The sequence below is a fragment of the Roseobacter sp. HKCCD5988 genome (genome assembly GCF_037830355.1).
Lineage (GTDB): Bacteria > Pseudomonadota > Alphaproteobacteria > Rhodobacterales > Rhodobacteraceae > M30B80.
Map to the genome: position 1 here is coordinate 265,175 of NZ_JBBLYJ010000001.1, position 25,289 is coordinate 290,463.

The 25,289-nt window shown below is 56.0% G+C and carries 22 protein-coding genes and 1 riboswitch; of the genes, 4 read left to right on the forward strand and 18 right to left on the reverse strand.

Annotated features, from left to right (window positions below; translation table 11 throughout):
• On the forward strand, positions 1-708 hold the full coding sequence (locus tag AAC636_RS01330) for a hypothetical protein (protein WP_340300111.1): 708 nt from the start codon (positions 1-3) through the stop codon (positions 706-708).
• Between the two features lie 58 nt (positions 709-766).
• The gene (gene gltB, locus AAC636_RS01335; protein ID WP_340300112.1) at positions 767-5,305 is read left to right on the forward strand and encodes a glutamate synthase large subunit; all 4,539 of its coding nucleotides are present in this window, start codon (positions 767-769) and stop codon (positions 5,303-5,305) included.
• A 43-nt stretch (positions 5,306-5,348) separates the two neighbouring features.
• Here gltB and serB read toward each other — a convergent pair whose 3' ends face one another.
• Entirely contained in the window at positions 5,349-6,224 is an 876-nt protein-coding gene (serB, locus tag AAC636_RS01340; protein ID WP_340300113.1) for a phosphoserine phosphatase SerB, read from the reverse strand.
• Positions 6,225-6,374: 150 nt separating this feature from the next.
• Here serB and AAC636_RS01345 point away from each other — a divergent pair, with 150 nt between their 5' ends.
• Positions 6,375-7,880 (forward strand): alpha/beta fold hydrolase, encoded by a 1,506-nt coding sequence (locus tag AAC636_RS01345; protein ID WP_340300114.1) that lies wholly within the window; start codon positions 6,375-6,377, stop codon positions 7,878-7,880.
• Here the strand turns inward: AAC636_RS01345 and AAC636_RS01350 are convergent.
• The 16 genes from AAC636_RS01350 to AAC636_RS01425 form a co-directional block, all read right to left on the reverse strand.
• The gene (locus AAC636_RS01350) at positions 7,877-8,953 is read right to left on the reverse strand and encodes a lipocalin-like domain-containing protein (protein ID WP_340300115.1); all 1,077 of its coding nucleotides are present in this window, start codon (positions 8,951-8,953) and stop codon (positions 7,877-7,879) included. The genes AAC636_RS01345 and AAC636_RS01350 overlap by 4 nt on opposite strands.
• A complete protein-coding gene (locus AAC636_RS01355; protein WP_340300116.1) occupies positions 8,943-11,393 on the reverse strand; it encodes an FtsX-like permease family protein in 2,451 nt (816 codons plus the stop codon). Before AAC636_RS01355 ends, AAC636_RS01350 begins: the two co-directional genes overlap by 11 nt.
• Entirely contained in the window at positions 11,390-12,058 is a 669-nt protein-coding gene (locus AAC636_RS01360) for an ABC transporter ATP-binding protein (RefSeq protein ID WP_340300117.1), read from the reverse strand. The genes AAC636_RS01355 and AAC636_RS01360 overlap by 4 nt, the downstream gene beginning before the upstream one ends.
• Before the next feature lie 64 nt (positions 12,059-12,122).
• Entirely contained in the window at positions 12,123-12,875 is a 753-nt protein-coding gene (locus AAC636_RS01365) for a TonB family protein (RefSeq protein WP_340300118.1), read from the reverse strand.
• Positions 12,872-13,258, reverse strand: coding sequence for an ExbD/TolR family protein (locus tag AAC636_RS01370; RefSeq protein ID WP_340300119.1), 387 nt, complete (start codon positions 13,256-13,258; stop codon positions 12,872-12,874). Before AAC636_RS01370 ends, AAC636_RS01365 begins: the two co-directional genes overlap by 4 nt.
• 35 nt (positions 13,259-13,293) lie before the next feature.
• On the reverse strand, positions 13,294-13,701 hold the full coding sequence (locus tag AAC636_RS01375; protein WP_340300120.1) for an ExbD/TolR family protein: 408 nt from the start codon (positions 13,699-13,701) through the stop codon (positions 13,294-13,296).
• Positions 13,698-14,312: a MotA/TolQ/ExbB proton channel family protein gene (locus AAC636_RS01380; RefSeq protein ID WP_340300121.1), complete on the reverse strand. Its 615-nt coding sequence runs from the start codon at positions 14,310-14,312 to the stop codon at positions 13,698-13,700. Before AAC636_RS01380 ends, AAC636_RS01375 begins: the two co-directional genes overlap by 4 nt.
• Positions 14,309-14,980, reverse strand: coding sequence for an adenosylcobinamide amidohydrolase (locus AAC636_RS01385; protein WP_340300122.1), 672 nt, complete (start codon positions 14,978-14,980; stop codon positions 14,309-14,311). The genes AAC636_RS01380 and AAC636_RS01385 overlap by 4 nt, the downstream gene beginning before the upstream one ends.
• Positions 14,977-15,741 (reverse strand): ABC transporter ATP-binding protein, encoded by a 765-nt coding sequence (locus AAC636_RS01390; RefSeq protein WP_340300123.1) that lies wholly within the window; start codon positions 15,739-15,741, stop codon positions 14,977-14,979. Before AAC636_RS01390 ends, AAC636_RS01385 begins: the two co-directional genes overlap by 4 nt.
• Entirely contained in the window at positions 15,738-16,736 is a 999-nt protein-coding gene (locus AAC636_RS01395; protein WP_340300124.1) for a FecCD family ABC transporter permease, read from the reverse strand. Before AAC636_RS01395 ends, AAC636_RS01390 begins: the two co-directional genes overlap by 4 nt.
• Complete coding sequence (locus AAC636_RS01400; protein WP_340300125.1) at positions 16,733-17,512, reverse strand: ABC transporter substrate-binding protein; 780 nt, start codon at positions 17,510-17,512, stop codon at positions 16,733-16,735. Before AAC636_RS01400 ends, AAC636_RS01395 begins: the two co-directional genes overlap by 4 nt.
• A 28-nt stretch (positions 17,513-17,540) precedes the next feature.
• Positions 17,541-19,367: a TonB-dependent receptor plug domain-containing protein gene (locus AAC636_RS01405; protein WP_340300126.1), complete on the reverse strand. Its 1,827-nt coding sequence runs from the start codon at positions 19,365-19,367 to the stop codon at positions 17,541-17,543.
• A gap of 143 nt (positions 19,368-19,510) precedes the next feature.
• A riboswitch (cobalamin riboswitch) is annotated at positions 19,511-19,711 on the reverse strand.
• Positions 19,712-19,784: 73 nt separating this feature from the next.
• Positions 19,785-20,702 (reverse strand): metal ABC transporter permease, encoded by a 918-nt coding sequence (locus AAC636_RS01410; RefSeq protein ID WP_340300127.1) that lies wholly within the window; start codon positions 20,700-20,702, stop codon positions 19,785-19,787.
• The gene (locus AAC636_RS01415) at positions 20,699-21,877 is read right to left on the reverse strand and encodes a metal ABC transporter permease (RefSeq protein ID WP_445322529.1); all 1,179 of its coding nucleotides are present in this window, start codon (positions 21,875-21,877) and stop codon (positions 20,699-20,701) included. The genes AAC636_RS01410 and AAC636_RS01415 overlap by 4 nt, the downstream gene beginning before the upstream one ends.
• Positions 21,878-21,888: 11 nt before the next feature.
• Positions 21,889-22,680: a metal ABC transporter ATP-binding protein gene (locus AAC636_RS01420; protein ID WP_340300129.1), complete on the reverse strand. Its 792-nt coding sequence runs from the start codon at positions 22,678-22,680 to the stop codon at positions 21,889-21,891.
• A 16-nt stretch (positions 22,681-22,696) separates the two neighbouring features.
• Complete coding sequence (locus tag AAC636_RS01425) at positions 22,697-23,641, reverse strand: metal ABC transporter solute-binding protein, Zn/Mn family (RefSeq protein ID WP_340300130.1); 945 nt, start codon at positions 23,639-23,641, stop codon at positions 22,697-22,699.
• Between the two features lie 182 nt (positions 23,642-23,823).
• Between AAC636_RS01425 and AAC636_RS01430 the strand changes: the two genes are divergently transcribed.
• Positions 23,824-24,630 carry an alpha/beta hydrolase gene (locus AAC636_RS01430; protein WP_340300131.1) on the forward strand — a complete coding sequence of 269 codons (807 nt, stop codon included), beginning with the start codon at positions 23,824-23,826 and terminating at the stop codon, positions 24,628-24,630.
• On the opposite strand, the gene AAC636_RS01435 is transcribed toward AAC636_RS01430, so the two are convergent.
• On the reverse strand, positions 24,627-25,061 hold the full coding sequence (locus tag AAC636_RS01435; protein ID WP_340300132.1) for a MarR family winged helix-turn-helix transcriptional regulator: 435 nt from the start codon (positions 25,059-25,061) through the stop codon (positions 24,627-24,629). The two genes, AAC636_RS01430 and AAC636_RS01435, sit on opposite strands and share 4 nt — an antisense overlap.
• Between the last annotated feature and the right edge of the window lie 228 nt (positions 25,062-25,289).

The window sequence follows — 25,289 nt, forward strand, 5'->3', positions numbered from 1 at the left end:
ATGGCCCGTCTTGCGCATAGCATCGCACGTCACTTGACCCTTCTCGCATCGGCAGGCGGGGTCATTGGTGTTGCGGCGATGGCGCAAGCGGCGCAAATCACACCGCCTGCGGGGTGCGAAGCCTTCCTCACGGTTCAAAGCCGCGGATGCATGGTCTCGCATTATTGGACCTGTGAGGGTGATCCTGCGGGCGAGCATTGGCGCCTCAGCCTAGATGTCGATGGGCCAATGTCGCTATCCCATACGGATCGTGAGTTTCGGTGGCTTGAATCGCTTGATCTTCGCACGGGCCTTCGGTCGCACTTGGTCCAACCTGAAATTGACCCCGCAAGCCTTAGCGAATTGCTTGAGACAGGGCGGGACAGTTTCACGTTTTCGCTGTCTGTCTCAGAAAGGGACGCGCCCTTTACCCGCGATTACAGCGGTTTTGACGCTCTTACGGGAGACCCAGTTGAGATTGACGGTGAAGTTTTGGCACGCACGGAATTTGCCTATACCGAAACCACGCCAGACGGCACACGCAGCACTGTGGGCAACCAATATGTAAGCCCTTCTTTGCGGATGTTCTTTGGCGGCACCGAGACACTGATCCTGCCAAGCGGGGAAGAAATCTCCTATGATGCAAGCCCCGTTGATTTTGCCCGTCCCAATGAGGTGGGATTTCTGAATGCACTGCCGCTTTATGATTGCGGTGATGTTTTATCCTAGGGCCTCGGCCCGTTTCGCGCATCCCGAAGATGCCCCTTCCGAAAGAAAGGTATGAGTGATGACCAAGTTTGATGCCGAATGGGTGGCCGCAGAAGAGGCCAAGCGCGCGTTTATGGCTGAGCATGGTATGTATTCCCTTGAGGAGGAACATTCCTCTTGTGGCGTAGGTTTGGTCGTTGCTGTCGATGGCAAACCTTCACGCTGCGTGGTGGAAAACGGGATCAACGCGCTTAGGGCCGTTTGGCATCGCGGCGCTGTGGACGCCGATGGAAAGACAGGTGATGGCGCAGGCATCCATATGCAAATCCCTGTGCAGTTTTTCTATGATCAAATTCGCCGCACAGGCCATGAGCCTGCTTCTGACAAATTGATTGCTGTCGGTCAGGTGTTCTTGCCGCGTTCGGATTTTGGCGCGCAAGAGCGGTGCCGCACGATTGTCGAAACCGAAGTTTTGCGGATGGGGCACTATATTTACGGCTGGCGTCATGTGCCTGTTGATACCGCTTGCCTTGGTGAAAAGGCCAATGCAACGCGGCCCGAGATTGAGCAAATCTTGATCCGGAACGAAAAGGGCATCGATCACGAACAATTCGAGCGCGAGCTTTACGTCATCCGCCGCCGCATTGAAAAAGCTGCTGCGGCCGCAGGCGTGGGACAACTTTATCTGTGCTCTCTTTCCTGCCGTTCCATCATCTACAAAGGTATGATGTTGGCGGAACAGGTATCGGAATTCTATCCCGACCTTCAGGATGAGCGGTTTGAATCCGCCTTCGCGATTTACCACCAGCGATATTCAACCAACACATTCCCACAATGGTGGTTGGCGCAGCCATTCCGCATGTTGGCCCATAATGGCGAAATCAACACGCTCAAGGGTAATGTGAACTGGATGAAGAGCCATGAGATTCGCATGGCATCCACCTATTTTGGGGATATGGCCGAAGATATTAAGCCGATTATCCCGCAAGGGTCGTCTGACTCTGCCGCTTTGGACGCTGTGTTCGAGGTTTTGGTGCGCGCAGGTCGCAACGCGCCAATGGCAAAAACCATGCTCGTTCCCGAGGCTTGGAGCCAAACCGCCAGCGAATTACCGCAGGCATGGCAGGATATGTATTCCTATTGCAATTCGGTGATGGAGCCATGGGATGGCCCCGCCGCCCTTGCAATGACCGATGGACGTTGGGTTTGTGCGGGTCTTGACCGAAACGGTCTGCGTCCAATGCGCTATGTGGTGACGGGCGATGGGATGCTGATTGCGGGCTCCGAGGCAGGCATGGTGCCTGTTGACGAGGCGCGCGTGATCGAAAAAGGCGCGCTTGGGCCTGGTCAGATGATTGCGGTCGATATGGAAACGCAAAAGCTATTCCACGATACCGAGATCAAGGATGCCTTGGCTGCGGCGCGCCCGTTTGGCGACTGGGTTGGCAAGATCACGGATTTGGCCAAGGAAACCGAAGGCCTTACGGAAACAGCGATTTTCTCAGGCGAAGATCTGCGCCGCCGTCAGGTGGCCGCGGGCTATACGATTGAGGAATTGGAACATATCCTTGCACCAATGGCCGAAGATGGCAAAGAGGCCTTGGCCTCTATGGGCGATGATACGCCAAGCGCGGTTTTGTCGAAGAAATATCGCCCATTGAGCCACTTCTTCCGCCAGAATTTCAGTCAGGTGACGAACCCTCCGATTGACAGTTTGCGCGAATATCGGGTGATGAGCCTTAAGACGCGCTTCGGCAACCTGAAGAATGTGTTGGACGAAGATAGCAGCCAAACCGAGATTTTGGTTCTCGACAGTCCTTTCGTGGGCAATGCGCAATTTGACGCGATGGTGAAGCATTTTGGCGATGCCGTGGTGACGATCGACGCGACCTTTGCTGCGGGTGCGGATAAAAATGGCTTGCGTGATGGGCTGGAGCGCATTCGCCAAGAGGCCGAGGATGCAGTGCGTTCGGGTGCTGCGCATATCGTGTTGACTGACCGGTTCCAAAGCGCAGAAAAAGTCGCGATGCCAATGATCTTGGCGACAAGCGCGGTGCATTCGTGGCTGACGCGCAAGGGTTTGCGCACATTCTGCTCGCTCAACATCCGATCAGCGGAATGTATTGACCCTCATTATTTTGCGGTTCTGGTGGGCTGTGGGGCAACTACAGTGAACGCCTATTTGGCAGAGGATTCGCTGGCGGATCGCATTGAGCGCGGTCTGTTGGAGGGCACTTTGACCGAAGCGGTCGCACGCTATCGTAACGCGATTGACCAAGGCTTGTTGAAAATCATGGCCAAAATGGGGATTTCAGTGATTTCCTCATATCGTGGTGGTTTGAACTTCGAGGCTGTGGGTCTGAGCCGCGCCATGGTTGCGGAATATTTCCCCGGCATGACGAGCCGCATTTCGGGCATTGGAGTTTCGGGTCTTCAGAAAAAATGTGAAGAAGTTCACGCGCTTGGTTGGTTGCAGGGCGATGGAATCCTTCCAATTGGCGGTTTCTATAAATCCCGCCGTTCGGGGGAAACCCACGCTTGGGAAGCGCAGTCGATGCATATGATGCAGATGGCTTGCAACAAAGCCTCGTTTGAATTGTGGAAACAATATTCCGCCAAGATGCGCGCCAACCCGCCCATTCATTTGCGCGACTTGTTGGACATTAAGCCTTTGGGTCGGCCCATTGCGATTGAAGAAGTGGAATCCATCACCTCAATCCGCAAGCGCTTTGTCACGCCGGGCATGAGCCTTGGGGCGCTTAGCCCCGAGGCCCATAAGACGCTCAACGTGGCGATGAATCGTATTGGCGCGAAATCTGATAGTGGTGAAGGCGGTGAAGATCCCGCACATTTCACACCAGAGCCCAATGGCGACAACCCAAGCGCCAAGATCAAACAGGTCGCATCGGGCCGCTTTGGCGTTACAGCGGAATATCTGAACCATTGCGAGGAGTTGGAGATCAAGGTCGCACAAGGCGCCAAGCCGGGTGAAGGCGGTCAGTTGCCTGGTATGAAGGTGACAGATTTGATTGCGCGCCTTCGTCACTCGACCAAAGGTGTGACGCTGATCTCGCCGCCGCCGCATCACGATATCTATTCCATCGAAGATTTGGCGCAGCTGATCTATGACCTCAAGCAGATCAACCCCCGCGCGAAAGTCACCGTGAAATTGGTGGCCTCATCGGGCGTTGGCACGATTGCGGCGGGTGTCGCCAAGGCAAAGGCGGATGTCATCTTAATCTCAGGCCACAATGGTGGAACGGGTGCAAGCCCCGCGACCTCGATCAAATATGCGGGTCTGCCATGGGAGATGGGCCTGACCGAGGCGCATCAGGTCTTGTCGATGAACAACCTGCGCGATCGAATCACCTTGCGCACCGATGGTGGCCTGCGCACAGGTCGTGACATTGTCATGGCAGCCATGATGGGGGCCGAGGAATATGGTATCGGCACGGCTGCGTTGATTGCCATGGGATGTATCATGGTGCGCCAGTGCCAGTCGAACACCTGCCCCGTGGGCGTTTGCACGCAAGACGAAAGCTTGCGCGCAAAATTCACAGGAAACGCAGATAAGGTTGTCAATCTGATCACGTTCTACGCGCAAGAAGTGCGCGAGATTCTGGCAGAGATTGGTGCGCGCAGTCTTGATGACGTCATTGGCCGCGCCGATTTGTTGACACAGGTCAGCCGTGGTTCGGCGCATCTTGATGATCTTGATCTTAACCCCATGCTGATCACAATCGATGGGGCGGATAAGATTGTTTATGATCGCAATAAGCCGCGCAACTCTGTGCCTGACACGTTGGACGCACAGATCGTGGCGGATGCCGCGCGCTTTTTGCAAGATGGCGAAAAGATGCAACTGTCCTACGCTGTGCAGAACACGCTACGCACCATTGGCACGCGGACATCTAGCCACATCGTGCAGAAATTCGGGATGCGCAACAGCCTTCAACCAAATCACCTGACGGTGAAATTGGAGGGTTCGGCAGGGCAGTCCTTAGGGGCCTTTGCAGCGCCCGGATTGAAGCTTGAGGTGTCGGGTGATGCCAATGACTATGTGGGTAAGGGCCTGTCGGGTGGCACGATTGTCGTGAAACCCGCTCAAGTCAGCCCTCTGAAGGCCTCTGAAAACGTCATCATCGGCAACACTGTTCTTTATGGCGCCACCGATGGCTATCTCTTTGCAGCGGGTCGCGCGGGTGAGCGCTTTGCGGTGCGTAACTCAGGCGCCAAAGTCGTGGTTGAGGGCTGTGGCTCGAACGGGTGTGAATATATGACGGGCGGCGTTGCCGTGATCCTTGGGTCAATTGGGGCCAATTTCGGCGCGGGTATGACGGGCGGTATGGCCTATCTCTATGACCAAAGCGGCGAGGCTTTGATAAATATGAACCCTGAGACATTGGTGACTTGCCCTGTCACAGTCGCACATTGGGAAGAGCAGTTGCTTGATCTGATCACCCGCCATCATGCGGAAACGGCCTCGCAGAAAGCGGATATGATCCTTAAGAATTGGGAGAGTGAGAAGGCAAAATTCTTGCAGGTTTGCCCCAAGGAAATGCTCAATAAGCTGGCCCATCCGATCAGCCTTGAAGCGGCGGCTGTGCCTGCTGAATAAACCAAAAAAACCGCGCGCAAAGAGATTTGCGCGCGGTTTTACTTTAGGCCTTGATAAAATCTGTTGCCGCGTAGCCTTGCATGTAAAGAAGCGCCGTTAGATCACCGTGATTGATCCGATGCTTGGCTTGCGCTTGCACTGTAGGTTTCGCGTGTAATGCGACCCCCGCCCCTGCAAGTTGCAGCATCCCCAAATCATTTGCGCCATCGCCGACCGCCAAGACATCGGCAGGGGTAATCCCAAGCCGTGCTGTGATGTCATTCAAGGCCTCCACTTTGGCCTCGCGTCCCAAGATTGGGTCAGTCACCTTGCCTGTTAGCTGACCGCCTTCGGCGCAAAGCGTGTTTGCGCGGTGTTCGTCAAACCCAAGCCTATCTGCAATGGCCGCCGTGAAGGCCGTAAACCCTCCAGATACAAGCGCGGCATAGGCGCCATTTGCCTTCATAGTAGCCAAAAGAACGGGGCCGCCCGGCATAAGGTGAATGCGCTTTTCTAAAACATGGTTGATCACCGCGACATCGAGGCCCTTGAGCAGGCTCACACGTTCGCGAAGCGCGCCTTCGAAATCCAATTCGCCATTCATCGCGCGGGCGGTAATCTGGGCCACGCGCGGGCCAACACCCGCCTCGGCGGCCAATTCATCAATGCATTCTTGGCGGATCATGGTCGAATCCATATCCGCCAGCAGCATTTTCTTGCGCCGCCCTTCTTGGGGTTGCAAAACCATATCCACACCTTCGGCCTGAAGGCTGGCCCAGATGTCTTCGAAATTGGTGGGCGCTTGCGAAATAGTGAATTCTGCCGCAGTGTTTGGGTTCAGCCACACCGCATCACCGCCGCCCAATGCATTGCGGAGGCTTGCCACCAATTCTGGTTCCAAATGGATTGCGGGATTGGTGATTAATGTGACAACAAACATGGCTTTGTCTCTTTGGGGATATGGCGAAAGTCCATTGACCCTATAGGAAATGTCCTTGGTCTTGGCCAGTCAACAATCACTTTGGGTGCGCAAGCGGCAATTTTGCGTTAGCTTGGGCCAAAGATTGGCTTGGTAAGGGGCAGACTTGGCATGATCCGCGCTGTGATTGGCCTGATACTGGGCGCGCTTCTCGCATTGAGCGCCGTGATCGTCCTCGAGCGGGATCGCGCAGATATCGTGCAGCAGCAGATGCTATGGGGTGATACCCCAGTGACTTGGATGCAGCGCCCTGCATCCACCGGGCCGGTCATTATAATTGCGCATGGTTTTGCAGGGTCACGCCAACTGATGCAGGCCGACCAAATATCTTTGGCCAAAGCGGGTTATGTGACCTTTAGTTTCGATTTTGAGGGGCATGGCCGCAATCGCCAACCGATGCGCGGCGATGTCACCGCGATAGATGGCACAACCCGTTATTTGATGGAGGAACTGGCCCGCGTCACGGATCGCGCCATTGACGCGGTCGGGCAGGCAAACCGGCTGGCCTATTTGGGCCATTCGATGGCCAGTGATATCATCATCCGCCAAGCGATAGAGGATCCGCGTGTTGCGACCACCGCTGCATTATCGGTCTTTTCCTTGGCGATTACGCCTGACGAGCCGCGCTCGCTCCTAATTATCAATGGCCAATGGGAGGCAGGATTGCGCGCGGCGGCGCAATCGATGATGCAACAAATCGGAGCAAGCGAAGGTGATCGCATTCGCGATGTGACAGGTTTTGCCCGCGCGGCCCTTGTTGCGCCGATGACCGGGCATGTCGGCATTCTCTATTCCCGCGCGGCCATTGCCGAGGTGATTGCGTGGTATGATGCAGAATTTGGCATCACCCGCGCAAGCCCGCCCTCTATCGCGCCCTATGGTGCAATAATTTTGGGCGGGTTTGCGGGGATTGTGATGGCCCTCAGTGGGCTTGCGACATTGGGATTTAGCGGAAAACCAAGGCGGGTTTTGCCAATTGCGCCGCGCGCCTTTTGGTTGGCGGCGCTTCTGCCCGCCCTCATAACGCCTGTGGTTTTACGGGGGGCATCTCTGCCATTTTTGCCTGTCATTCTTGCCGATTACCTTGCGCTGCACCTTGCCCTTTATGGGGGACTTGCGATTGCGATTTTGTTGATCACAGGTCATGGTTCGGTGATTTTTCTAACGCCGCGCCGGGTTTTGCGCAGCCTGTGGATTGGGATCGGGTTTGGCGCTGTCGCACTTGGTCTTATGGGTCTTTACCTGGATCGCTATGTCGGCAGTTTTTGGGCAGGGGGCGCACGCCTGTTGCCATTTGTGATGATTTTATTCGGCGCATTGCCCGCGATGATTGCGGATGCGGCGCTGATTTCCGCCGCCCGTGCGCCGATATGGAAACGGATTTTGGTGCGTTTTGTCTTTTTGGCATCGCTTAGCCTTGCGGTCGCATTGGATTTTGATCGGATGTTGTTTTTGATCCTGATCTTGCCTGTGATCCTATTGTTTTATGCCAGTTTTGGCTTTGTCTATGGCCGATTGGGGCGGGGACAGGCGGCAGTTCTTGGCATGGGTTTGGCGCTTGGGCTGTCTTTGGCTTGGGCGCTGGCAGCCAGCTTCCCGCTGTTTCAGGTGGGTTAATACCCCGTCATCTCCAGATATCCGCGCCCTAGATGGCTGCCTGTGCTAAAAATCGGCCCTTCCCAGTAAGGGATTGTTCCGCCCATCCATGCATCGGGATTGAGCGCGTTCGTGCGGATATCTAGACCCTGTTCTGGCAGGGTGATGTGCCACCCGACAGGCAAAATCCGCCCTGCCACCTCATGTGTCACAATAGGCGTCATGCGGAGTGCGCCATCACCATAAGCGGTGGGTTGGCCATTTGCCGAGATCCATGTGGCCGAGGTAAATCGGGTCTCATCGCGGCTGCGCAATGAGAAACCCATGAGCTTTTCACCCGTTTCAAAATGAAGCGACACCCAATCCCATCCCGCTTGATCCGCCGCCAATGGTTGCGATGACCATTCGCGATCAAGCCATGCTTGTCCTGACACTTGCCTTGCCCCATCGGGCAAGGTGATAGTTCCGCTGACCTCGTAAAACGGTTGTGAGTAGTAATAGCTTGCCTGACCTTCATTCGATTTCACCGAAAACCCATTCACCCCGTGGCGCACGAGCGGGCCATGAGCCGTGAGGGTGAGGTCATATGCGAATGTGTCGCCGCGCGCGCTGACAATGATCTGGTCAAGTACATCTGTCTCTGATGCAGTGTTTAGAGACTGTAACCCCCAATCATCAATCCAGACCTCAAGCAGATTTTTGGTTAGTAATTCCCCCGCTTGGCCTGTGCCACCACGGGCATAGCGTTCGCTGTGGTAATGCTGATCAGGCAGGGTGACAGCGGCATGGCCGAGCCAGATTTGCCCGTCTTCCCACACATTGCTTTGGCCATCAGCGGGGCGGGTTGCATTGCGAAACACAGTCCATTGCGCCCCAAGCGGGTTTCCTGCGGCATCGGTTAGATTGGCGGTCAGATACCACCACTCGATACGATAATCGGGGTGAGCCGTGTGATCCTGTGGAAATGTGATCGGTCGGTTCGGATCGACCGCCGCATATCCTTCGGCGCTGAGGCCAAGCCCCGCGAAACCCTGAGCATGGGCGACAGGGGCAATCCATATAAAAACCAATGCAAGTAGCGACCTAGCGTTCATGGGCGAATAGTCCAAGCAACCGATGGGGTGAGAGACGCGCCAATTGCCATGCGGGCCATAGGGCGGCAATCGCGGCAGCCGCTGCCGCCAAAGCGCATAGTTTGATCAGATCCGCAGGAAAGATTTGCAGTGGCAGGCGCCATCCAAAGGCCTCAACATTGATGATGGCCAAAAGGTAATGTGCCAAAGCAAGACCCAAAGGCAGCGCGAAAATGGTGCAGAAGCTGGCAAAGGCGATAACCCGCAAAAATTCGGCCCAGGCAAGGTTCCGCCGCCGTTGTCCTGCAGCCCAAATCGGGGCTATTTGCGCAAGACGCATTTCAGACAGGGTCAAGAGGCTTGTGAACATGGCGAACCCTGCCACCCCAAGGGTCAGCGCATTCAGCGCGTAGGTCACTTGAAAGGTTTGTTCGAACACCCGCAGCGAGATGTCTTTCACCGCCGCTTGATTGATCATGGATTGCGGAGAGAGGCCTGTAGCCTCTGTTATGTCAGCCGCTAAATCTGTGACCGTTGCAGGATCAGTGCGCAGCGCAAAGCGTAAAGGCGGGGATTCGGGGAAGAGCGTCTTAAACAGATCAAGTCCAATGATCGCCTGCCCCTCGGGGTTTCCATAATCTGAATAAATCCCAAGGATTGGCAGGGTGAGGCTTGGGGTTACATCAAAATCTTGACCCAGCTCCAACCCTTCGCGGCGGGCGAGTTGTTCGTTGATCACAACAGCTTGGCCTTCGGCCATCTGTGACCACGCGTCAGGCAGGGCCTCGAGAAATGGCCAGTGATCCCGATATGTGGCGTGATCCACCAGCCCATGCAATTCGGCGGGCAATCCTCTAAATCGCGTATCTGCTAGGGCGAAGGGCAAAATCGCGTCAACACGCGGTGTTAGATAGTCGGTGACACGCGCTGCTTGTTCGGGTGAAGCGGTGGTCAAATACAACTCGGACGCCAACCGTTGATCCAACCAGCCTGTAAAGGTTGCTCGAAACGAGCCAACCATGGTGGATACGCCAATATTCGTTGAAAGCGCCAATAAAAGCGCCATCAAAGATAGGGATAAGGCAGGCAAAGACAGACGCATATCAGCTAAGGCCCAGTGCATGAACGGGGCCCTGACCCGTGTTGCGATGCCCGCCAAAAGCACCGATAGGCCAAAGGGCAAAACCAATGCGCCCCCCAATAAGAGCGCAGCCAAACCGATAAAACCCATCATCAGGCCGCTGCCAAAGATCACAACAAGGCCAGATAGGGCCAAAAGGCCTAGCCCTAAAAGGGCTTGGATAAGGCGTAAGGCGGCACTGGTTTGTGCCCATGAATTCGGTGTCGCTGATCGCAAGATCGGCAAGCGCGCCACCCGCCAAAGCGCAGATGCCCCCGCAATCGCGGCCCCGATCACGGACATGGCTAGGGCAGCAACGGCCCACATCGGATCAAATTGCATCACTGCGCCGATATCGGCGCCGTATAGCCCCCGAAGGCTTGCGGAAACCTCTGGCAAAAGAGTTGCGGCCAAACCATACCCTAAACCAAGACCAAGGATGCCTGACCCAAGTGCGAAAACCCCAAGTTCCGCAGCCAAAAGCACAATCAACCCACCCAATGGCACGCCAAGCGCGCGCAAGGCCCGCAGGCTTGTGCGGCGTTGCTCAAAGGCCAGACCAATGGTGGCGTGGGTGATGAACAAACCCACAGCAAAGGCAAGAAAGCCAAAGGCCGTTAGGTTGAGATGAAAGCTATCTGTCAGCCGTGCCAGATCATTGCTGGTTTCGGCCTGCTGAAGGATCAAGTCACCGCGTAAGGCAAGCCAAGTGTCAATCGACACAAGGCCAAAAGGCTGGGGTGCTGAGACAATCAACGCGGTTGGCCCCATCTCACCCACAAGCTGTGCGATTGTTGCGATGTCGCCGATGACCAAGGCCGTTGCGAGCGTGTCATCATAGCTGGCATTGCCCAAGATTGTGCGCGCGTGTTCGGTCAAATCAGGGGGCAGGCCGCGGGATGCCGTGTCTGATGTCATCAACACCTGACCGCCCAGAAGAATATCCGTCACGGGGATGCTGCCAGATTGCAGGCGTTCGGGAAGTGCTGCGACTGGCAAGGTTAGCGGGTCAATCCCAAGCACACGTAAGGCATTCGGGCCAGAGCCAAGCCGTGCCTCAAGAATCGGTGAAACAAGATAGCCTGCGCGGCGCAATTCGGAAAAGATCGCTTGATCCATAGCGCGGCCATCTTGGCGCAAGATGCGGTCAAATTGATCTTGTCCCAATAAATTCGCGGCGCGGGCATAGCTTGCGCGCGCTTCAGCGTTGAGGGCCTGAACCCCCGACCACAGTGCCGTTGCCAGTGCAAGCCCCGCAATCAGCGCAAAAACCTGCAAAGGATGTCTGCGCCAATGGCCCAAAAGCGCCGATAGGGTGGTCAGGATCAAGGCGCGGTTCATGGATCGAATGCCTGCAACTGCCCGCGTGAGAGATGTCGGCGCGTCTCGCAGGCGGCGGCAATCCGTGCTGAATGGGTGACCATCAAAAGACCCGCCCCGCTTTCTGCGATCAGTCGTAAAAAAAGTGATAGCACCGCTTGGCCATTTTCTTCGTCAAGGTTTCCCGTTGGCTCATCCGCAAGGATAAGGTCAGGGCGCAGTGCCAAGGCACGGCCAACGGCAACACGCTGTTGTTGCCCGCCTGAAATCTCCTCTGGATAGCGCGTCAAAAGCGTCTCTAAGCCTAGGTTTTGTGACAGATGCGCGATCCAATCGCGATCATATCGACCCGCGAGCCGCGCTTGAAAGGAAAGGTTGTCACCAATGGTCAAAGCGGGGATCAGGTTGAACTGTTGAAAGACCAGACCAATCGACTGACGCCGAATGGCGGCCAAGCCCCCATCATCCAATTTCGTAATATCTTGGCCCTTGATCAGAATTTCGCCGTGATCGGGCCGTTCTAGACCTGCCACCAAGTGAAGCAGGGTAGACTTTCCCGCCCCGCTTTCCCCCGTCAATGCAAGGCTCTTGCCTGCGCGCAGTTGTAAGGACAGGTCGTTCAAGACAGTGACCGGACCTTCACCGCTCTCAAAGGATTTTGAGACATTGCGCAGTTCTAATAGCATAATTCACCCGTGAGCTGTCGTGACAAAACATAGGCCGTTTTGCCCCGTTGCACAGCGCGGCGGGCTAGCGCAGGCGCAAGGGCAGATCGAAATTATATCGTGCGGCGCTAATCCCATCTGGGGCGGGTGGATATGGGCTTGCCTCTGCCACAAAAGCCAAGAGGGCTGTGTCCAAATCAGCTTGGCCCGTGCCTGCCAGAATTCGAACATCGTGAAGTCGGCCATCGGCATCAATCACAAGCCGCAAGGTTGCTGCGCCGCGTCCGCGTGGGCGGCTAGGGCTGCGTTCCAATTGACGCAAAATTCCGCTGCCCCAATGGGACATCAAGCGCATGATCACATCCTGATCTTCGCTGCTTGTGGCGGCGGTTGTGGTGGTTGGTGCGGTCTCGGCCCCACCGCTTGCGCGTGTTGCAGGGCGCGGTGCGGGGGCGGTGGGCGTTGGTGCGTTTGGAACCTCAGGTTCTAGCGCGGGTGCCGCTTCTTGCAGTTGCGGTGCCAAATCAGGACGGCTTTCGGTCAGGTTTGGCGGTGCAAGCGGAGCAATTTCTGGGCGCATGGGCGCAAGCGGTGCGGCCATCGGTGGGACGTCTGGTATGACTTGGCTGAGTTCGGGCGGCCGTGACCATTGATCAACAAGGGCCGCCAAATCTTGTGGGGCCGCCGAAAGCGACAGTTGCGCATGCCCGTGATCGCCTGCCGCTTCATCCCCGACCATGTTTTGCGGCGCCCCTGCGCCAATCCAAGTTGCAGCACCCAGATGCAGCCCAAGCGATAGGGTAAGAAACCCAAATATTTGCGCGCCAAGTCGGATCATGGGGCACCCCCTGCGCGGGTGATGAGGTCGACACGCCCCACACCAATCGCGGCAAAATCCACCAAAGCGCGCGCCAAATCTTGGGCAGGTAAGGTGGCATCCAGCGCAAGTTTCAGGGTAAATTCAGTCTCTGCACCCTGTAACAGAGCCGACCGAAGTTCCGCCAACACAGCCGCGCGGCCCTGTTCGGCACCATAGTGCCACAAACCATCCGCCGCGATATACAGCACCGCCTCGCGCGCGGAATCTGATGCTTCGGCTAAGGGTGACACGGGCAGGGTCAGTTCCACAGGCGCCTTGGCGCGTAAGGTTGCGCTGGTGAGAAAGAAAATCAAAAGCAAAAAGACGACATTGATCATCGGCACCATATCAAGATCGGCCAAGTGTCGTCTGCTGCGGCCTTGTGCGGGGTCAAGTCTCATTCAATCACCGCAAGATTGTCTAAACCGCCCGCCCGCAACGCGGCCATCAAGGATAACAACTGTTGAACCGTTGCACCCGCCTCAGGACGCAGAATGATTTTTTGTGCGGCTTCGGATGCATCTTCTTGGATCAGGTTGTGCAATGCGGGGATGAGACCAACGGCATCTATGACCTGCCCATTTAGCATTAGATGATCGGCCCCGAGTGTAACCAAACGCGGCGGGCCTTCATAAATCATGGTGGTGCTTGCGGCGGGTGCGGCGGGACGCATAGATACGGTGCTGTCGCGGCCCATTTGTGCGGCGAGCATGAAAAAAATCAACAACAGGAACACCACATCAATCATCGGCGCAAGGCTAACCTTGCGTCTGCCGATGCGGGGTTGGTGAAAGTCTAACCTCATGCCGCGGGGCTTTTGATTGCAAAAATACGCGTGGCGATATCTTCAAAGCTGTGGCGCATTTTGTCATGGATGGTGTCGAACCATGTCAGGCACATCGCAACTGGGATCGCCACGGCCATGCCTGCGGCGGTGGTTAAAAGGGCGGCCCAAATCCCCCCTGCAAGCGTGGCAGGGTCGGCATTCCCGCCCTCAAGCTGAAGGGCTTGGAACGCGTCAATCATGCCCAAAACCGTGCCCAACAGCCCCAAAAGTGGCGCAATCGTCACAACCAGTTCCAGGGCACGCAACCCTGCGCTGATCTCTTGAAGCCGCGCGCGGGCGATGCGGGCAATTTCTTCCTTGCGGCTGCTTTCATCCCAGTCGGGGCTTTCGCGCAGGCGGATTGCATCACGGGCAAATTCTGCGCGCATCCCGCTGCGCGCCGCAAGCACGGCGCTGACATCCTCATCTGCGCACCACCGCGAGATTGCCGCATCGGTGTTTTGCCCTGAGCGAAGCGCGCCAAGGCGCAAGAGCTGACTGATCTTCCACAGGATCACCGCGAGGCTGACCACCGAAAGCGCTGCAATCAACATAAGGATTGGGCCGCCTTTGAGAAGTAATTCGATCATGCCGTTGCCTCTTCGCTGAGATAGGTGTCGCAGGCTGTCCGCACGGCATCATAAACCACGCGTCCCAATGCGTGACCGATTTCTGTGTGCAGTCCTGCATACGTGTGTTGCAGATCTTCGCCTTGGACGCAGGCCAAGGTCAGGCAATCCGTGCCTGTTCCTGTGGCAATGACGGGCGCGCCGCTGACCATGACCTCATAGCGTGCCTCCATGACGGCGGCTGTGCGCGCCTCGGCCATGATGGTCAGTGCTTCAATCATCGCGGTTTCGCTTAGGCACCGATTGAGACGGGCAGCAACGTTGATCGTGCCATACTCTTCGGGGCGGGCAAGGCGGCGGTGGCCGATGCGTTCGGCATTTGATAGGCCAAGGGTCACCAATGCCTCTGCTTTTGTCTGACCAACCACTGCCGTGTCAAAATGGTGAAAGCGGATATCGCGCGATGTCAGCATCGCGATTGCCTGATCCGCTTGGTCGAGTCTCTCGTCAACTTGGCCCTCCAACCACGAGATCACATCAAAATCGGGCGGCAAATCTGCATTGCGCACCTCGCGCCACGCAATCTGTTGGGCAGAGACGAAACCGCCCCGATAGGGGGCAAAGCTGAGACAGGCATGCGGTTTGCCGAGATCCCAAATCAGCCATGGATGGGTCAGGGTCGCGGTCATTCGACAACCTCCAAGGCTTGGAAGATCAGTCCCTGTTCTGATTGGGTAATATGCGCGGTGATGCCGAAAACACGGCGAAGATGATCTTCGGTCAACACATCCTCGGGCGGGCCTTCGGCAATTTTTTGGCCGCGATCCATGAGTATCAATCGGTCACAAAACCGCGCCGCAAGGCCCAGATCATGCAGCGAGACCAGCGCGGCCTTGCCGCTTTGCGTCAGGCTTTGCAGATGCGCCAGCGTGGCAATCTGGTGACGCGGATCAAGCCCTGCAACGGGTTCATCGGCCATGATCAGCGGGCAGTTTTGTGCAAGTGCCCGCGCCATGAGCACGCGCGCCTGCTCACCGCCTGACAGCGCCGTGGCGGGGCGGGTGGCAAACCCCGTCAAATCCATTGCGGCCAAGGCCTCAGAGACGGCGGCGTGATCTTCGCCGCGTGGGGATTGCCCCGCGCCCAAATGTGGAACGCGGCCCAACATGACCAAGGTTTCCACTGATACAGGCCATGCAATTTCGCGGGTTTGCGGCAGCCATGCGACAGCACGGGCGCGCGCATTGGCGGGCAATGCGCTCAGCGATGAGTGGCCTTGATGCGGCAAAAGTCCAAGCGCGCCGCGCATCAAGGTGGTCTTTCCTGCGCCATTGGGGCCAATCAGGCCAACCAAATCGCCTGCCCGCAATTCAGTGCTGACCTGATCCACAACAGGGCATTCCCCGCGATAGACCGTAAAACCCTGCAAGCTGAGACATGATGTGGTCATAGCTCGGCCCGCCTTGTGCGATAGATCAAATGCAGGAAAACGGGCGCGCCGATGATGGCCATGACCACACCCAATTTTAGGTCACGATCAGGCAAGATGATGCGCGCGGCGATATCTGCTGCCAAGACAAGTGCCGCGCCCCCAAGCGCCGATGCGGGCAGAAGCCGTGAGGGGCGTGCGCCCACAAATGGCCTAAGGATATGCGGGACAACAAGCCCGACAAACCCAATCGCCCCAACCACGGATGTCGCCGCCCCTGTGCAGGCTGCGACCCCCAAAACCAAAACCCACCGCAAGCGGTTCAGGTTGATCCCTAAGGATGCGGCCGCATCTTCGCCTAAGATCAGCGCGTCTAGCCCGCGTGACGTTGACAAGATCAATATCCATCCCAATGCCATAAAGGGCAGGGCAATGGTGATATGAGAAAAGCTGCGGTCTGCCAGTGATCCCAACATCCAAAAGACGATTTCAGAAGTTGCAAAGGGGTTGGGTGACAGGTTCAAAACAAGTGATGTGAGGGCCGCCGCCAAAGCGCTGATTGCGATCCCCGCAAGGATAAGGGTAAGTGACCCACCCCGTGGCCCCGCCAAAAGCAGCAGCAGCACCACGGCAACGCCCGCCCCGAACAGGCCAAAAAACGGCAAAGCAAACATCATCCGTGTGGCCAGACCCGTTTGTAAGGTGACCACTGCCCCCAACGCGGCCGAGGAGGATACACCGATCAATCCAGGTTCGGCCAAGGGATTGCGCAGATAGCCCTGCAAGGCTGCCCCTGAGAGCCCCAAACTTATCCCAACCATGATCGCAAGTAAGGCGCGCGGCAGGCGGATTTCTTGCATGACAAGGCTGACAGCATCGCCTGTGCCGCCAAAGAGCGCGGAAAGGCTGTCGGCCATAGAAAACCCGGCGGGGCCGATCAAGAGCGAAGCCAAGGTCAAAAGCCCCACAATCAGGCCAAGACCCGTGAAAAGCAGTTTTTGCGACACCCCGCTCATCCCTCCATCCTCGCGCGAAAGCCGCGCAAATCTTGGATCGCGCGCAGGACGACAGGGGTGCCACAGACCCAATCCGCATTGGATTGCGTGCGCATCGCGCCAAGATGGGCGAGGGCGGGATGTGACATGACCTCTTCGGAACGGGAGTTGCCTGAATAAAGCTCGGCATGGATGAGCAGATCGGGCTGCGCCAATGTTAACAATTCCAGATCAAGCCGCCCTGATCGGCTGCGCCCCATTTCTTCGGCAATGTGACGAAACCCTGCAATCGTGATGATTTCATGGCTGAGCGTGCCTGTGCCAAGGCTATAGCTGTTGGGGTAGTAAAACGCTGCACGCGGGCCAGTCGGGGCCGCGCGTAATCGTGCCAAATCTGCCTCGAATGCACCTGCCAACTCGCCCGCGCGGGCGGTTTGGTGAAGAATTTCCCCCATCTCGCGAATGCGGTCGCTGACCTGATCAAGATTGGAGACAATATCAATCTGCGCTGTGGCAATGCCAAGGCGGCGCAGCATATCCAAGACCACAGGATCGGAATATCGCCCCGCCACGACCAGATCAGGGCGCATGAGGAAGATTTCCTCTGCCTGCCCGTGGTTGATTGGATAGGCCCGCGCCGCCTCTGCCATAGGTGACATATTGGGATCGGTCGCGATATCGGACACCGAGATCAACTGCCCCTCATCAGCAAGCATCATGGCCAGCTGATCGGTGCAAAGGTTCATAGACACCACACGCAAAGGTGCGGTTTGGGCATCGGCGGCACTGGTAACCATCAGCGCCGCCATGCAAAGCGATATCAGCCTAAAACGTGCCACGAACCCCGATATAGAGTGCGCGGTCCGATGTGCCGTAACCGCGAGTGGTTTGGTATTCTTCGTCAAAAACGTTGTCGATACGCAAGAAAAGTTCCGCACCGTTGGCCAAGCTGTGGCTGATGTTTGCGTTTACAACAGTATAATCTTCAAACCGTATTCCTGATTCAAGTCGATCGGATACAGATTGTAGAGAAATTGCTGCATTCATGTTATGGTTGATCGGAGTAGATGCAGACAAGCTTAGATCTCGGCGCGGCACCCGATTAAGTCTGCTGCCATTAGCAGCCCGTGCATCGGTCGAAGTGAAATTCGCCCCGATCTGAGCATCATTTACAAAAGAATAGGACAACCCAAGTTCGTAGCCATCAGAACGGCTTGTGCCGGGTACTTGCGAATAGCCGCTGCTCCAAGAAATTAAGTCGGTGATCTTTGTTTGAAAAACTGCGAAATCGGCTGTCAGGTGCCCCAATTGATGTTCAACTCCAAATTCAAGGGACTGGCTTGTCTCTGGCTGCAGGTCGGGGTTGGGTGTACTGTCAAATGGTCCGTACATTTCATTTAGAGATGGAGCCCGAAAACCCGTAGATATGGATGTGCGAACAAGTGTGTTGGAACCTGCTCGCCAGGCAACGGCAACACGGCCAGTCGTCTTGGAGCCGAAATCTGTGTTGTCTGTAAGCCGAGCAGAGATAGACATATCGATCGCTGAAACTGGAGAAAATAGTAATTCCCCAAATATTGAGTGTGTTTGATAATCCGCGTAGGTCGGGGATGAAGCCGTAGCTGAGTAGTATCGTTCAGACATTGTCTCAGCTCCAATGCTTAAAACATTTCCCGCACTCAAATCGTATGAACCAAGATATGTAGCTTTATCTCGTTCGCCCTCAAAGATTATTCGACTTCCTGAGAGTGGATCAGTTCTTGAAGTTCTTGATCCCTCAATCCCAAATTCGTGCACGGACCTGTCTAGAGCGGCCGTTGCAAATATACGCCCTGCGTTCATTTGAAAATCTTGATAACGTGGCGCATCTCCTCCAGCGCCGCCCGAACTATCAAATTCAAAATTAGAATTTTGCAGGACTAGGCTTGCACCAAGGGTAAAAATTTCTGAAGCTTGAAACTCACCTCGCAGGCTAAAGTCAATCGAGTCAAATCCATCGGCTTCTGTGTTTCCAACATTTTCATCAGCTGCAGAGAATCCCTCAGTACTGATATGACTGAGGCTCATCGCTAAAAACCCACTTTCGAAACGAGTACCGTAGGTAAGCCCAGTGCGGGCCGTATTGTAACTGCCCACTTCGGCGCTGTAGCCTAGTTCACTACCAATCTCTTCTGGTGCCTCGACTGTGGTAATATTGACCGCACCTGCGATTGCGCCAGAGCCGAGGATCGCAGATTGGGCTCCATAAAGGACTTCTGCAGATGCGATACCGGCTGAAGTTAGCTTTCCAAAATCAAATCGGCTTTGCACTGAAGACGGGTCCGTCACGTCAATTCCGTTAATTCTTACGGGGATATAATTCCAGTCCAGTCCTCGAACCCGTATAGTTGCCGAGGTGCCAATGGGGCCATTTTGCGTTATGTTTACGCCAGGTAAAGATTCTAAAAACTCAGAGAATTGCAGCCGTCCGCGTCTAAACATTTCTGTGCTTGAGATCCGGTTGACGCGCACCCCCGTCCGATCCCGCGCTACATCTGTGAGGCTTGCAGAAAAGACCAATTCATCAAGGGTGAATACATTTTGTGCGGCCAAGGGTGTGGCTGCGAGACCTGCACAAAGCGCGGCGAGGCTCAGAGTGGAAGAGGGGCGCATGTTGGCTCTCCAATTACAAATGGGTGGCAAGGCACATGCCTTGCGCAAAAGTGAATGGTCATTGGAGGGTTGGCCCTTCCGCAGACGGCGATTTGTGCCACCACTACGGAATTGTCCGTTGCCCGCTGCGCCCACCGCGCTTGGACAGGGTGATCACCTCGGCAGGTCTCCTGACTCGCGGGTCATTGTTTGATCGGGCCTTCCCGTGGCCCATCTGGGGCCGCAGTGGCATATGCCGATCGCACTCGCCGCTTACAGTTGCGGGGGCAGTCGCGGATTTACACCGCGTTCCCTTTTCACCCAATGTTGTCACTAACACTGAGACCGAAGCGAGATCGGTGTAACCTTTGGAGCCCTGCAACTCAAGGGTGAAAGCGACTGTCTGCCTCGGGAAAGCGGCGGCAAACTGTCTTAGGCTTAGGCTGTTGCTGCGCGCCGTTTTGGGCCGAACACGGCGGTAAGCGCCAAGATCAATCCCGAAACTGCTGCAATCATACCCGCGGCGCTGACGGAGTTCTCGAGGCCGATCCAAAGCGGGCCATATCCCGCCAAAACATATCCCAGACTTGCCGAGAGCGTGGCAAAACCCACGCTCCACCAAATTTGACTGCGTAAACGATCGGTCATCAAACGTGCAGCGGCGGCGGGGCATATGAACATCGCGATCACGATGATAGAGCCTACGGCATCAAAAGCCGTGACGGCGGCCAAAGCAGCGACCATCACAAGGCCAAGACTGATGGCGCGCACGGGTAAGCCAAGGCTTTCGGCGTAGCCTTCATCAAAGGTTGATAGGGTCAAAGGCCGCCAAAAGAGGATCAAAAGCACAATAATCAGCGCCAAAGTCAGGGCCAGACGAGGCAGTTCTGGTGGCAGGCCCGCAAGCGCTACAGGATCAAGCAGCGAGGCCCATCCCCGCGCCTCAAGCCAGATCAGGCTTTCAAGGTTTCCCATCAGTGCGTGTTCGACATCCAAATGAACAGAAGACGCGCTGCTTTGCTCGAGAAGTAAAACACCAAGCGCAAATAAGGTGGTGAATACCACGCCCATGATTGCGCTCACCTCAATGCGCGAGACACGTTTGATCACATCAATCATCACGACCGCGAAGAGGGCCGCAGCACCTGCACCCAAAAGCATCGCCCAAGCGTCTAGGGCTTGTGTCACCAAAAAGGCCAGCACGATCCCTGGCAGAACCACATGGCTGATGGCATCGCCAATCAAGGCCTGCTTGCGCAGCACCAAAAAATTTCCAGGCAGGGCGCAGGCGATTGCCGCCAAAATGCCGATGAGAATCGGTGGAAGCGAAAGGGGCACGAATTCAGCGCCGCTCATGACGCGCCCTCCAGTCTCGTGTCGATATGGGCCAACTCATCGCGGGTGAAGGCGCGGGATAGGTCGCTCAATCCGTCATGGCGCGACAAAAATTCGGCATAATCGGGTTTGCTGCGCAAATAGGCCAGACGCGCCTCATCGCGCTGTGCTGCTGTGGCTGCAGACTGGCCGCGTTCGGTCATCACCCCATCGGCACGCACATAACCTTCGCGCTGTAAAAGCTTGCGGGTATAGGGCTCCAGAATGCGATAGCCTTGGGCTAAGGCAAGCAAGCCCTGTCTGCGATGCACGCGGCGTTGAAATTTGCGGTGCCGCATCGCGGAGGCCAAGACCCCGCGTGCCGGCGCAACCAAAAGCGAAATGAGAAAAAATCCGGCTGCTACCAAAACGATAATGGCGCCAGTGGGCAAATCGGGAGCAAGGCTTGAAAGGCCCGCGCCAATCACGCCCGATGCCCCGCCAATTGCGCCTGCAATGGGCCAGATATAAGCGGCGCGGTTGCTCCAGAGACGCGCGGTGACAGGGGGGATGATCAGCAACGCAACGATCAAGATCAGACCCACGATTTTCAACCCCGCAACAGTTACGGCTAAAACCAATGCCATGGCCGCCGCATCAATCAGGGGCACGTTCAATCCCAACGCGCGGGCAAAGTTTTCATCGAACGCCGTGAGGGTCATCGCCCGATGAAGAACAAGACCCACCATGAAAACCAACGCTGCCCCGATTGCAATCATTTCAGCATCTTCACGCAGCATTGCAGCGGTCGAGCCAAGTAAGAGTTGGTCTAAGCCTGCTTGGCGGCCCGCGCTCATGTTTTGGATCAGGGTCAACATGACGACCCCCAACCCAAAGAAGCTCGACAGGACAGCGCCAATTGCGGCGTCCTCGGATAATCTTGTTCGGGATTTCAGAAAATTAACCGCCAATAGGCCAAGTGCCGCGCTGATCGCAGAGCCAAGCAATAAGCCCTCTAATGCGCGCCCAGTGCCGCCCAAGGCGACCATCACCATAAACCCCCCGCAGAGGCCAGGCAGGGTGGCGTGGCTGATCGCGTCTGATAGCAAGGCGCGTTTGCGCAGAAACATAAATGTTCCTGTCACCCCTGCGGCAAGGCCCAACACGCCCGCGCCAAACATCACCAAAGCGACATTATAGGTCAGTGTGAAGGCCATGATACCCATGTCTAATAGTGACCCGCTTCCCGCAATCGATCAATTTGCGCTGTCGCCAATCGCCCGCCATAGGCCTCTTGCAAATGGGCGGTGGTAAAGGCTTGGGCCACAGGCCCTTCTGCAATGAGGCGTGTGTTGATCATCGCGACATGGTCAAAGTATGCGGTTATAGTTGAAAGATCATGATGCACCGCAACAACCGTTTTTCCCTCATCTTTCAGCTTTTTGAGAACCGAAATGATGGCCGCTTCGGTCGCAGCATCAACGCCTGCAAAAGGCTCATCCAAAAGGTAAAGATCAGCATTCTGGGCCAAGGAGCGGGCCAGAAAGACCCGCTGCTGTTGTCCACCTGACAATTGGCCGATTTGACGATGGGCAAAGCCCTGCATCCCGACCCGTGCCAAAGCATCTTCGGCTATGGCCTGATCGTCACGGCGGATACGGCGCATAAGCCCTATTTTTCCATAAAGGCCCATCAAGACCACATCGCGCACATTCGCAGGAAAATCCCAATCGACACTGGCGCGCTGTGGCACATAGGCAATGCGGTGGCGTTCAGAGGCCAGTGCGCGTCCGAAAATCGACACTTGCCCCGAGAGACGCGGAACGACCCCCAGCGCAGCTTTAAGTAAGGTCGATTTGCCCGCGCCATTTGGCCCGATGATGGCCGTCATCGAGCGGGGCGCCACCGTGAGATCGACCGAGAAAAGCGCGGGCTTTTCCCCATAGCTGACGCTGAGGCCGCGTATGGCCAGCGGGCTTTGCGGGTCGAGGGGTTGGTCGTTCTGATGAAGCCGTAACATGGTCAATTCCTTGCCGCTAAGGGGTTAATGCGCCATTCATCCCACCTTCAGGGGCTGTGCCCCCAAGGGCGCGGGTGATGGTGGTGATGTTATGATCCAACATCCCGATATAGGCGCCTTCATAGCTGCCTTCTGGCCCCATCGCGTCTGAATAAAGCTCGCCCCCGATGGCGACCGCGTGACCCTGGGCAGCCGCACCTTCTTGGAGGGCGCGAATATTGCGGTCAGATACAGAGCTTTCAACAAAAATGGCCCCAATCTGGCGCATCACCAGCGTATCGACCAAGGTTGAGATTTGCAAAAGCCCTGCTTCTGATGCGGTCGAGATGCCTTGGATGCCCAAAACCTCTAAATCAAAAGCGCGGCCAAAATAGCCAAAGGCATCATGGGCTGTGACCAGAACCCGTGTTGCTTCGGGAACGCTTGAGAGGCTGCTTTGGGCATATGCGGTTAGGCGATCAATTTCGGCCAAATGCTGTATGGCATTCGCTTCGAATATCGCCGCGCCTTCGGGATATGACGCGCTCAATGCATCGCGCACGGCTAAAACAACTGTGCGCCATAGGGTCGGATCCATCCAGACATGCGGGTCAAATCGATCCTCATACTCTGGATGACTGCGCAATCTGTCTTGTGGGATAGCCTCTGCTACCGCGACAACGGTGCGGGATTGCGCAAGATCAAGCAGGAGCGGCTCAAGTTGCGCCTCAAGATAAAGCCCATTCCATAGGATCAGATCCGCATTCATTAATGCTAGAATATCCGAACGGGTTTGCCGAAAAGAATGCGGATCAACGCCCGCACCCATGAGGGTTTTTAGTTCGATCAAATCCCCCCCGATCTGACTGGCGGCATCTGCGATCATCCCTGTGGTAGCGACCACTTTGATGGGTGCAGATTGCGCAAGGGCGGGGGTGGCCAGAAAGGGCAGCATCACTGTCAAAATGCGTAGGAAACGCATGAAGGTTTCTCCAGTATCGAAAGACATAGGCCCTTGCGGGCCATCATTGCTGCTACAAAAGATGATATTGATAATCATTCGCAAAAAGTCAAGAGGTTGCGAATGACTCGCAACTAGTGCTTGCCCTTGCCAATTTCTTATCCTGTGCAAAAGTGAGGCGAATTCACGCAGACGAGGCGGCCATGGTTAAGATTACAGATTTCGATGATGCCTATCAAAACGGGGCCTATATTCCCGATGCAGATGGGTTCATCACACGTTGGACAGAGGCCGCAGCCAGTTTTCGCGCGGCCTATCCGCCCGTCACGCATCACTATGGGACAGGCCCGCGCCAGTATTTTGATCTGTTCATGCCCGATGGCGCCCCCAAAGGTCTGACAATTTTTATTCACGGCGGCTATTGGCGGCGGTTTTCGCCGCGTGAATTTAGCCATTTGGCCCGCGCCCTGCGAGACGCGGGGCAAGCGGTGGCCCTGCCGTCATATACGCTCGCACCCGAGGCGCGGATTGCTCAAATCGCCGATGAAATGATGCGCGCTGTTTGCCATGCAGCGGGTTTGGTGGAGGGGCCAATCCGAATCACGGGCCATTCGGCAGGTGGGCATTTGGCCACTCGCATGATGTGCGAAGGCGTTTTGCCCGACACAGTCGCCGCTCGCGTGGTTCAGGTGATGGCAATCTCGGGCGTGCATGATTTACGCCCTCTGCTGAACACAGAGATCAACCAAGACCTGCGTTTGACCCTAGAGGAAGCCATGCGCGAAAGCCCCGCATTGTTGCTGCCGCGAAAGACCGCGCGATTCGTTGCCGCCGTGGGGGGCGATGAGCGGCCCGAATTCATCCGTCAAAATGATCTTTTGGCGAATATTTGGCATGGCGCTGGTGTTGACATTGAAGCGATGCATCTAGCGGGCTTGCATCATTTCGATGTGATCGAGGAATTGGAGCGGCCAGACGGGCGGCTGTTGCAGCAAATCTTGGCTGATTAGCCGCGCGCGTAAAGATCAGAGACGGCTGTGCGCAATTGGGCGCGTTCATCTGGGCCGAGGCGGTCTAGAAGATCGGTTTCGGCTTCTAGAGCGGCGGCTTGAAGGCGGCGGATTTCTTCATTCCCTTTTTCGGACAGGCGCACCACCAAACGGCGGCGATCCACTGCATCGGTCGAAACATTAATCATATCGAGATCTTCGAGGCGGCGCTGTGCGCGGCTGACGCGTGCGGCATCCATCGCGGTCAAAATGCATAGATCATGCGAGGAACAGGGTTGATTCTCAGGCAAAGCCATCATGATGCGCCATTCTGGAACCTGTAAATCTACATCCCGCATCAGGTTCTGAAACAGGGCGCTTGCGATGACAGCCATTTGGAAAGGCACAAAATCTTTGAGGCTAAACTGGCGTGTTTGTGAGAAATCTTCCACTTTGCACCCAAGGCGTGAATAAGCATCTACTACTCATCTTTAGCGCGAAATACCCCGTTGGCGCAAGGAAAAACTGTAAATTAAATCTGACATATGATTGTCACAATTTAGAGACATTGGGTTACTTGTTTATTTTTGCGCTGCGTATCTCCGCTTTTGGCCGTTTGCGCCAGTCATCAACTGCGACTCTTTTGATTTATTTTCCGACTTGCACGCCGTGCAACATAG

Excerpts from the sequence above, each read along its gene's own strand:
- AAC636_RS01400 (WP_340300125.1), bottom strand. The coding sequence starts at position 17,512 with ATGGTTACCAGTGCCGCCGATGCCCAAACCGCACCTTTGCGTGTGGTG.
- AAC636_RS01375 (WP_340300120.1), bottom strand. The coding sequence starts at position 13,701 with ATGAGGTTAGACTTTCACCAACCCCGCATCGGCAGACGCAAGGTTAGC.
- AAC636_RS01390 (WP_340300123.1), bottom strand. The coding sequence starts at position 15,741 with ATGACCACATCATGTCTCAGCTTGCAGGGTTTTACGGTCTATCGCGGG.
- gltB (WP_340300112.1), top strand. The coding sequence starts at position 767 with ATGACCAAGTTTGATGCCGAATGGGTGGCCGCAGAAGAGGCCAAGCGC.
- serB (WP_340300113.1), bottom strand. The coding sequence starts at position 6,224 with ATGTTTGTTGTCACATTAATCACCAATCCCGCAATCCATTTGGAACCA.
- AAC636_RS01415 (WP_445322529.1), bottom strand. The coding sequence starts at position 21,877 with ATGGCCTTCACACTGACCTATAATGTCGCTTTGGTGATGTTTGGCGCG.
- AAC636_RS01380 (WP_340300121.1), bottom strand. The coding sequence starts at position 14,312 with ATGATCGAATTACTTCTCAAAGGCGGCCCAATCCTTATGTTGATTGCA.
- AAC636_RS01355 (WP_340300116.1), bottom strand. The coding sequence starts at position 11,393 with ATGAACCGCGCCTTGATCCTGACCACCCTATCGGCGCTTTTGGGCCAT.
- AAC636_RS01360 (WP_340300117.1), bottom strand. The coding sequence starts at position 12,058 with ATGCTATTAGAACTGCGCAATGTCTCAAAATCCTTTGAGAGCGGTGAA.
- AAC636_RS01350 (WP_340300115.1), bottom strand. The coding sequence starts at position 8,953 with ATGAACGCTAGGTCGCTACTTGCATTGGTTTTTATATGGATTGCCCCT.
- AAC636_RS01420 (WP_340300129.1), bottom strand. The coding sequence starts at position 22,680 with ATGTTACGGCTTCATCAGAACGACCAACCCCTCGACCCGCAAAGCCCG.
- AAC636_RS01395 (WP_340300124.1), bottom strand. The coding sequence starts at position 16,736 with ATGAGCGGGGTGTCGCAAAAACTGCTTTTCACGGGTCTTGGCCTGATT.
- AAC636_RS01345 (WP_340300114.1), top strand. The coding sequence starts at position 6,375 with ATGATCCGCGCTGTGATTGGCCTGATACTGGGCGCGCTTCTCGCATTG.
- AAC636_RS01410 (WP_340300127.1), bottom strand. The coding sequence starts at position 20,702 with ATGAGCGGCGCTGAATTCGTGCCCCTTTCGCTTCCACCGATTCTCATC.
- AAC636_RS01330 (WP_340300111.1), top strand. The coding sequence starts at position 1 with ATGGCCCGTCTTGCGCATAGCATCGCACGTCACTTGACCCTTCTCGCA.
- AAC636_RS01405 (WP_340300126.1), bottom strand. The coding sequence starts at position 19,367 with ATGCGCCCCTCTTCCACTCTGAGCCTCGCCGCGCTTTGTGCAGGTCTC.
- AAC636_RS01385 (WP_340300122.1), bottom strand. The coding sequence starts at position 14,980 with ATGACCGCGACCCTGACCCATCCATGGCTGATTTGGGATCTCGGCAAA.
- AAC636_RS01430 (WP_340300131.1), top strand. The coding sequence starts at position 23,824 with ATGGTTAAGATTACAGATTTCGATGATGCCTATCAAAACGGGGCCTAT.
- AAC636_RS01425 (WP_340300130.1), bottom strand. The coding sequence starts at position 23,641 with ATGCGTTTCCTACGCATTTTGACAGTGATGCTGCCCTTTCTGGCCACC.
- AAC636_RS01365 (WP_340300118.1), bottom strand. The coding sequence starts at position 12,875 with ATGATCCGACTTGGCGCGCAAATATTTGGGTTTCTTACCCTATCGCTT.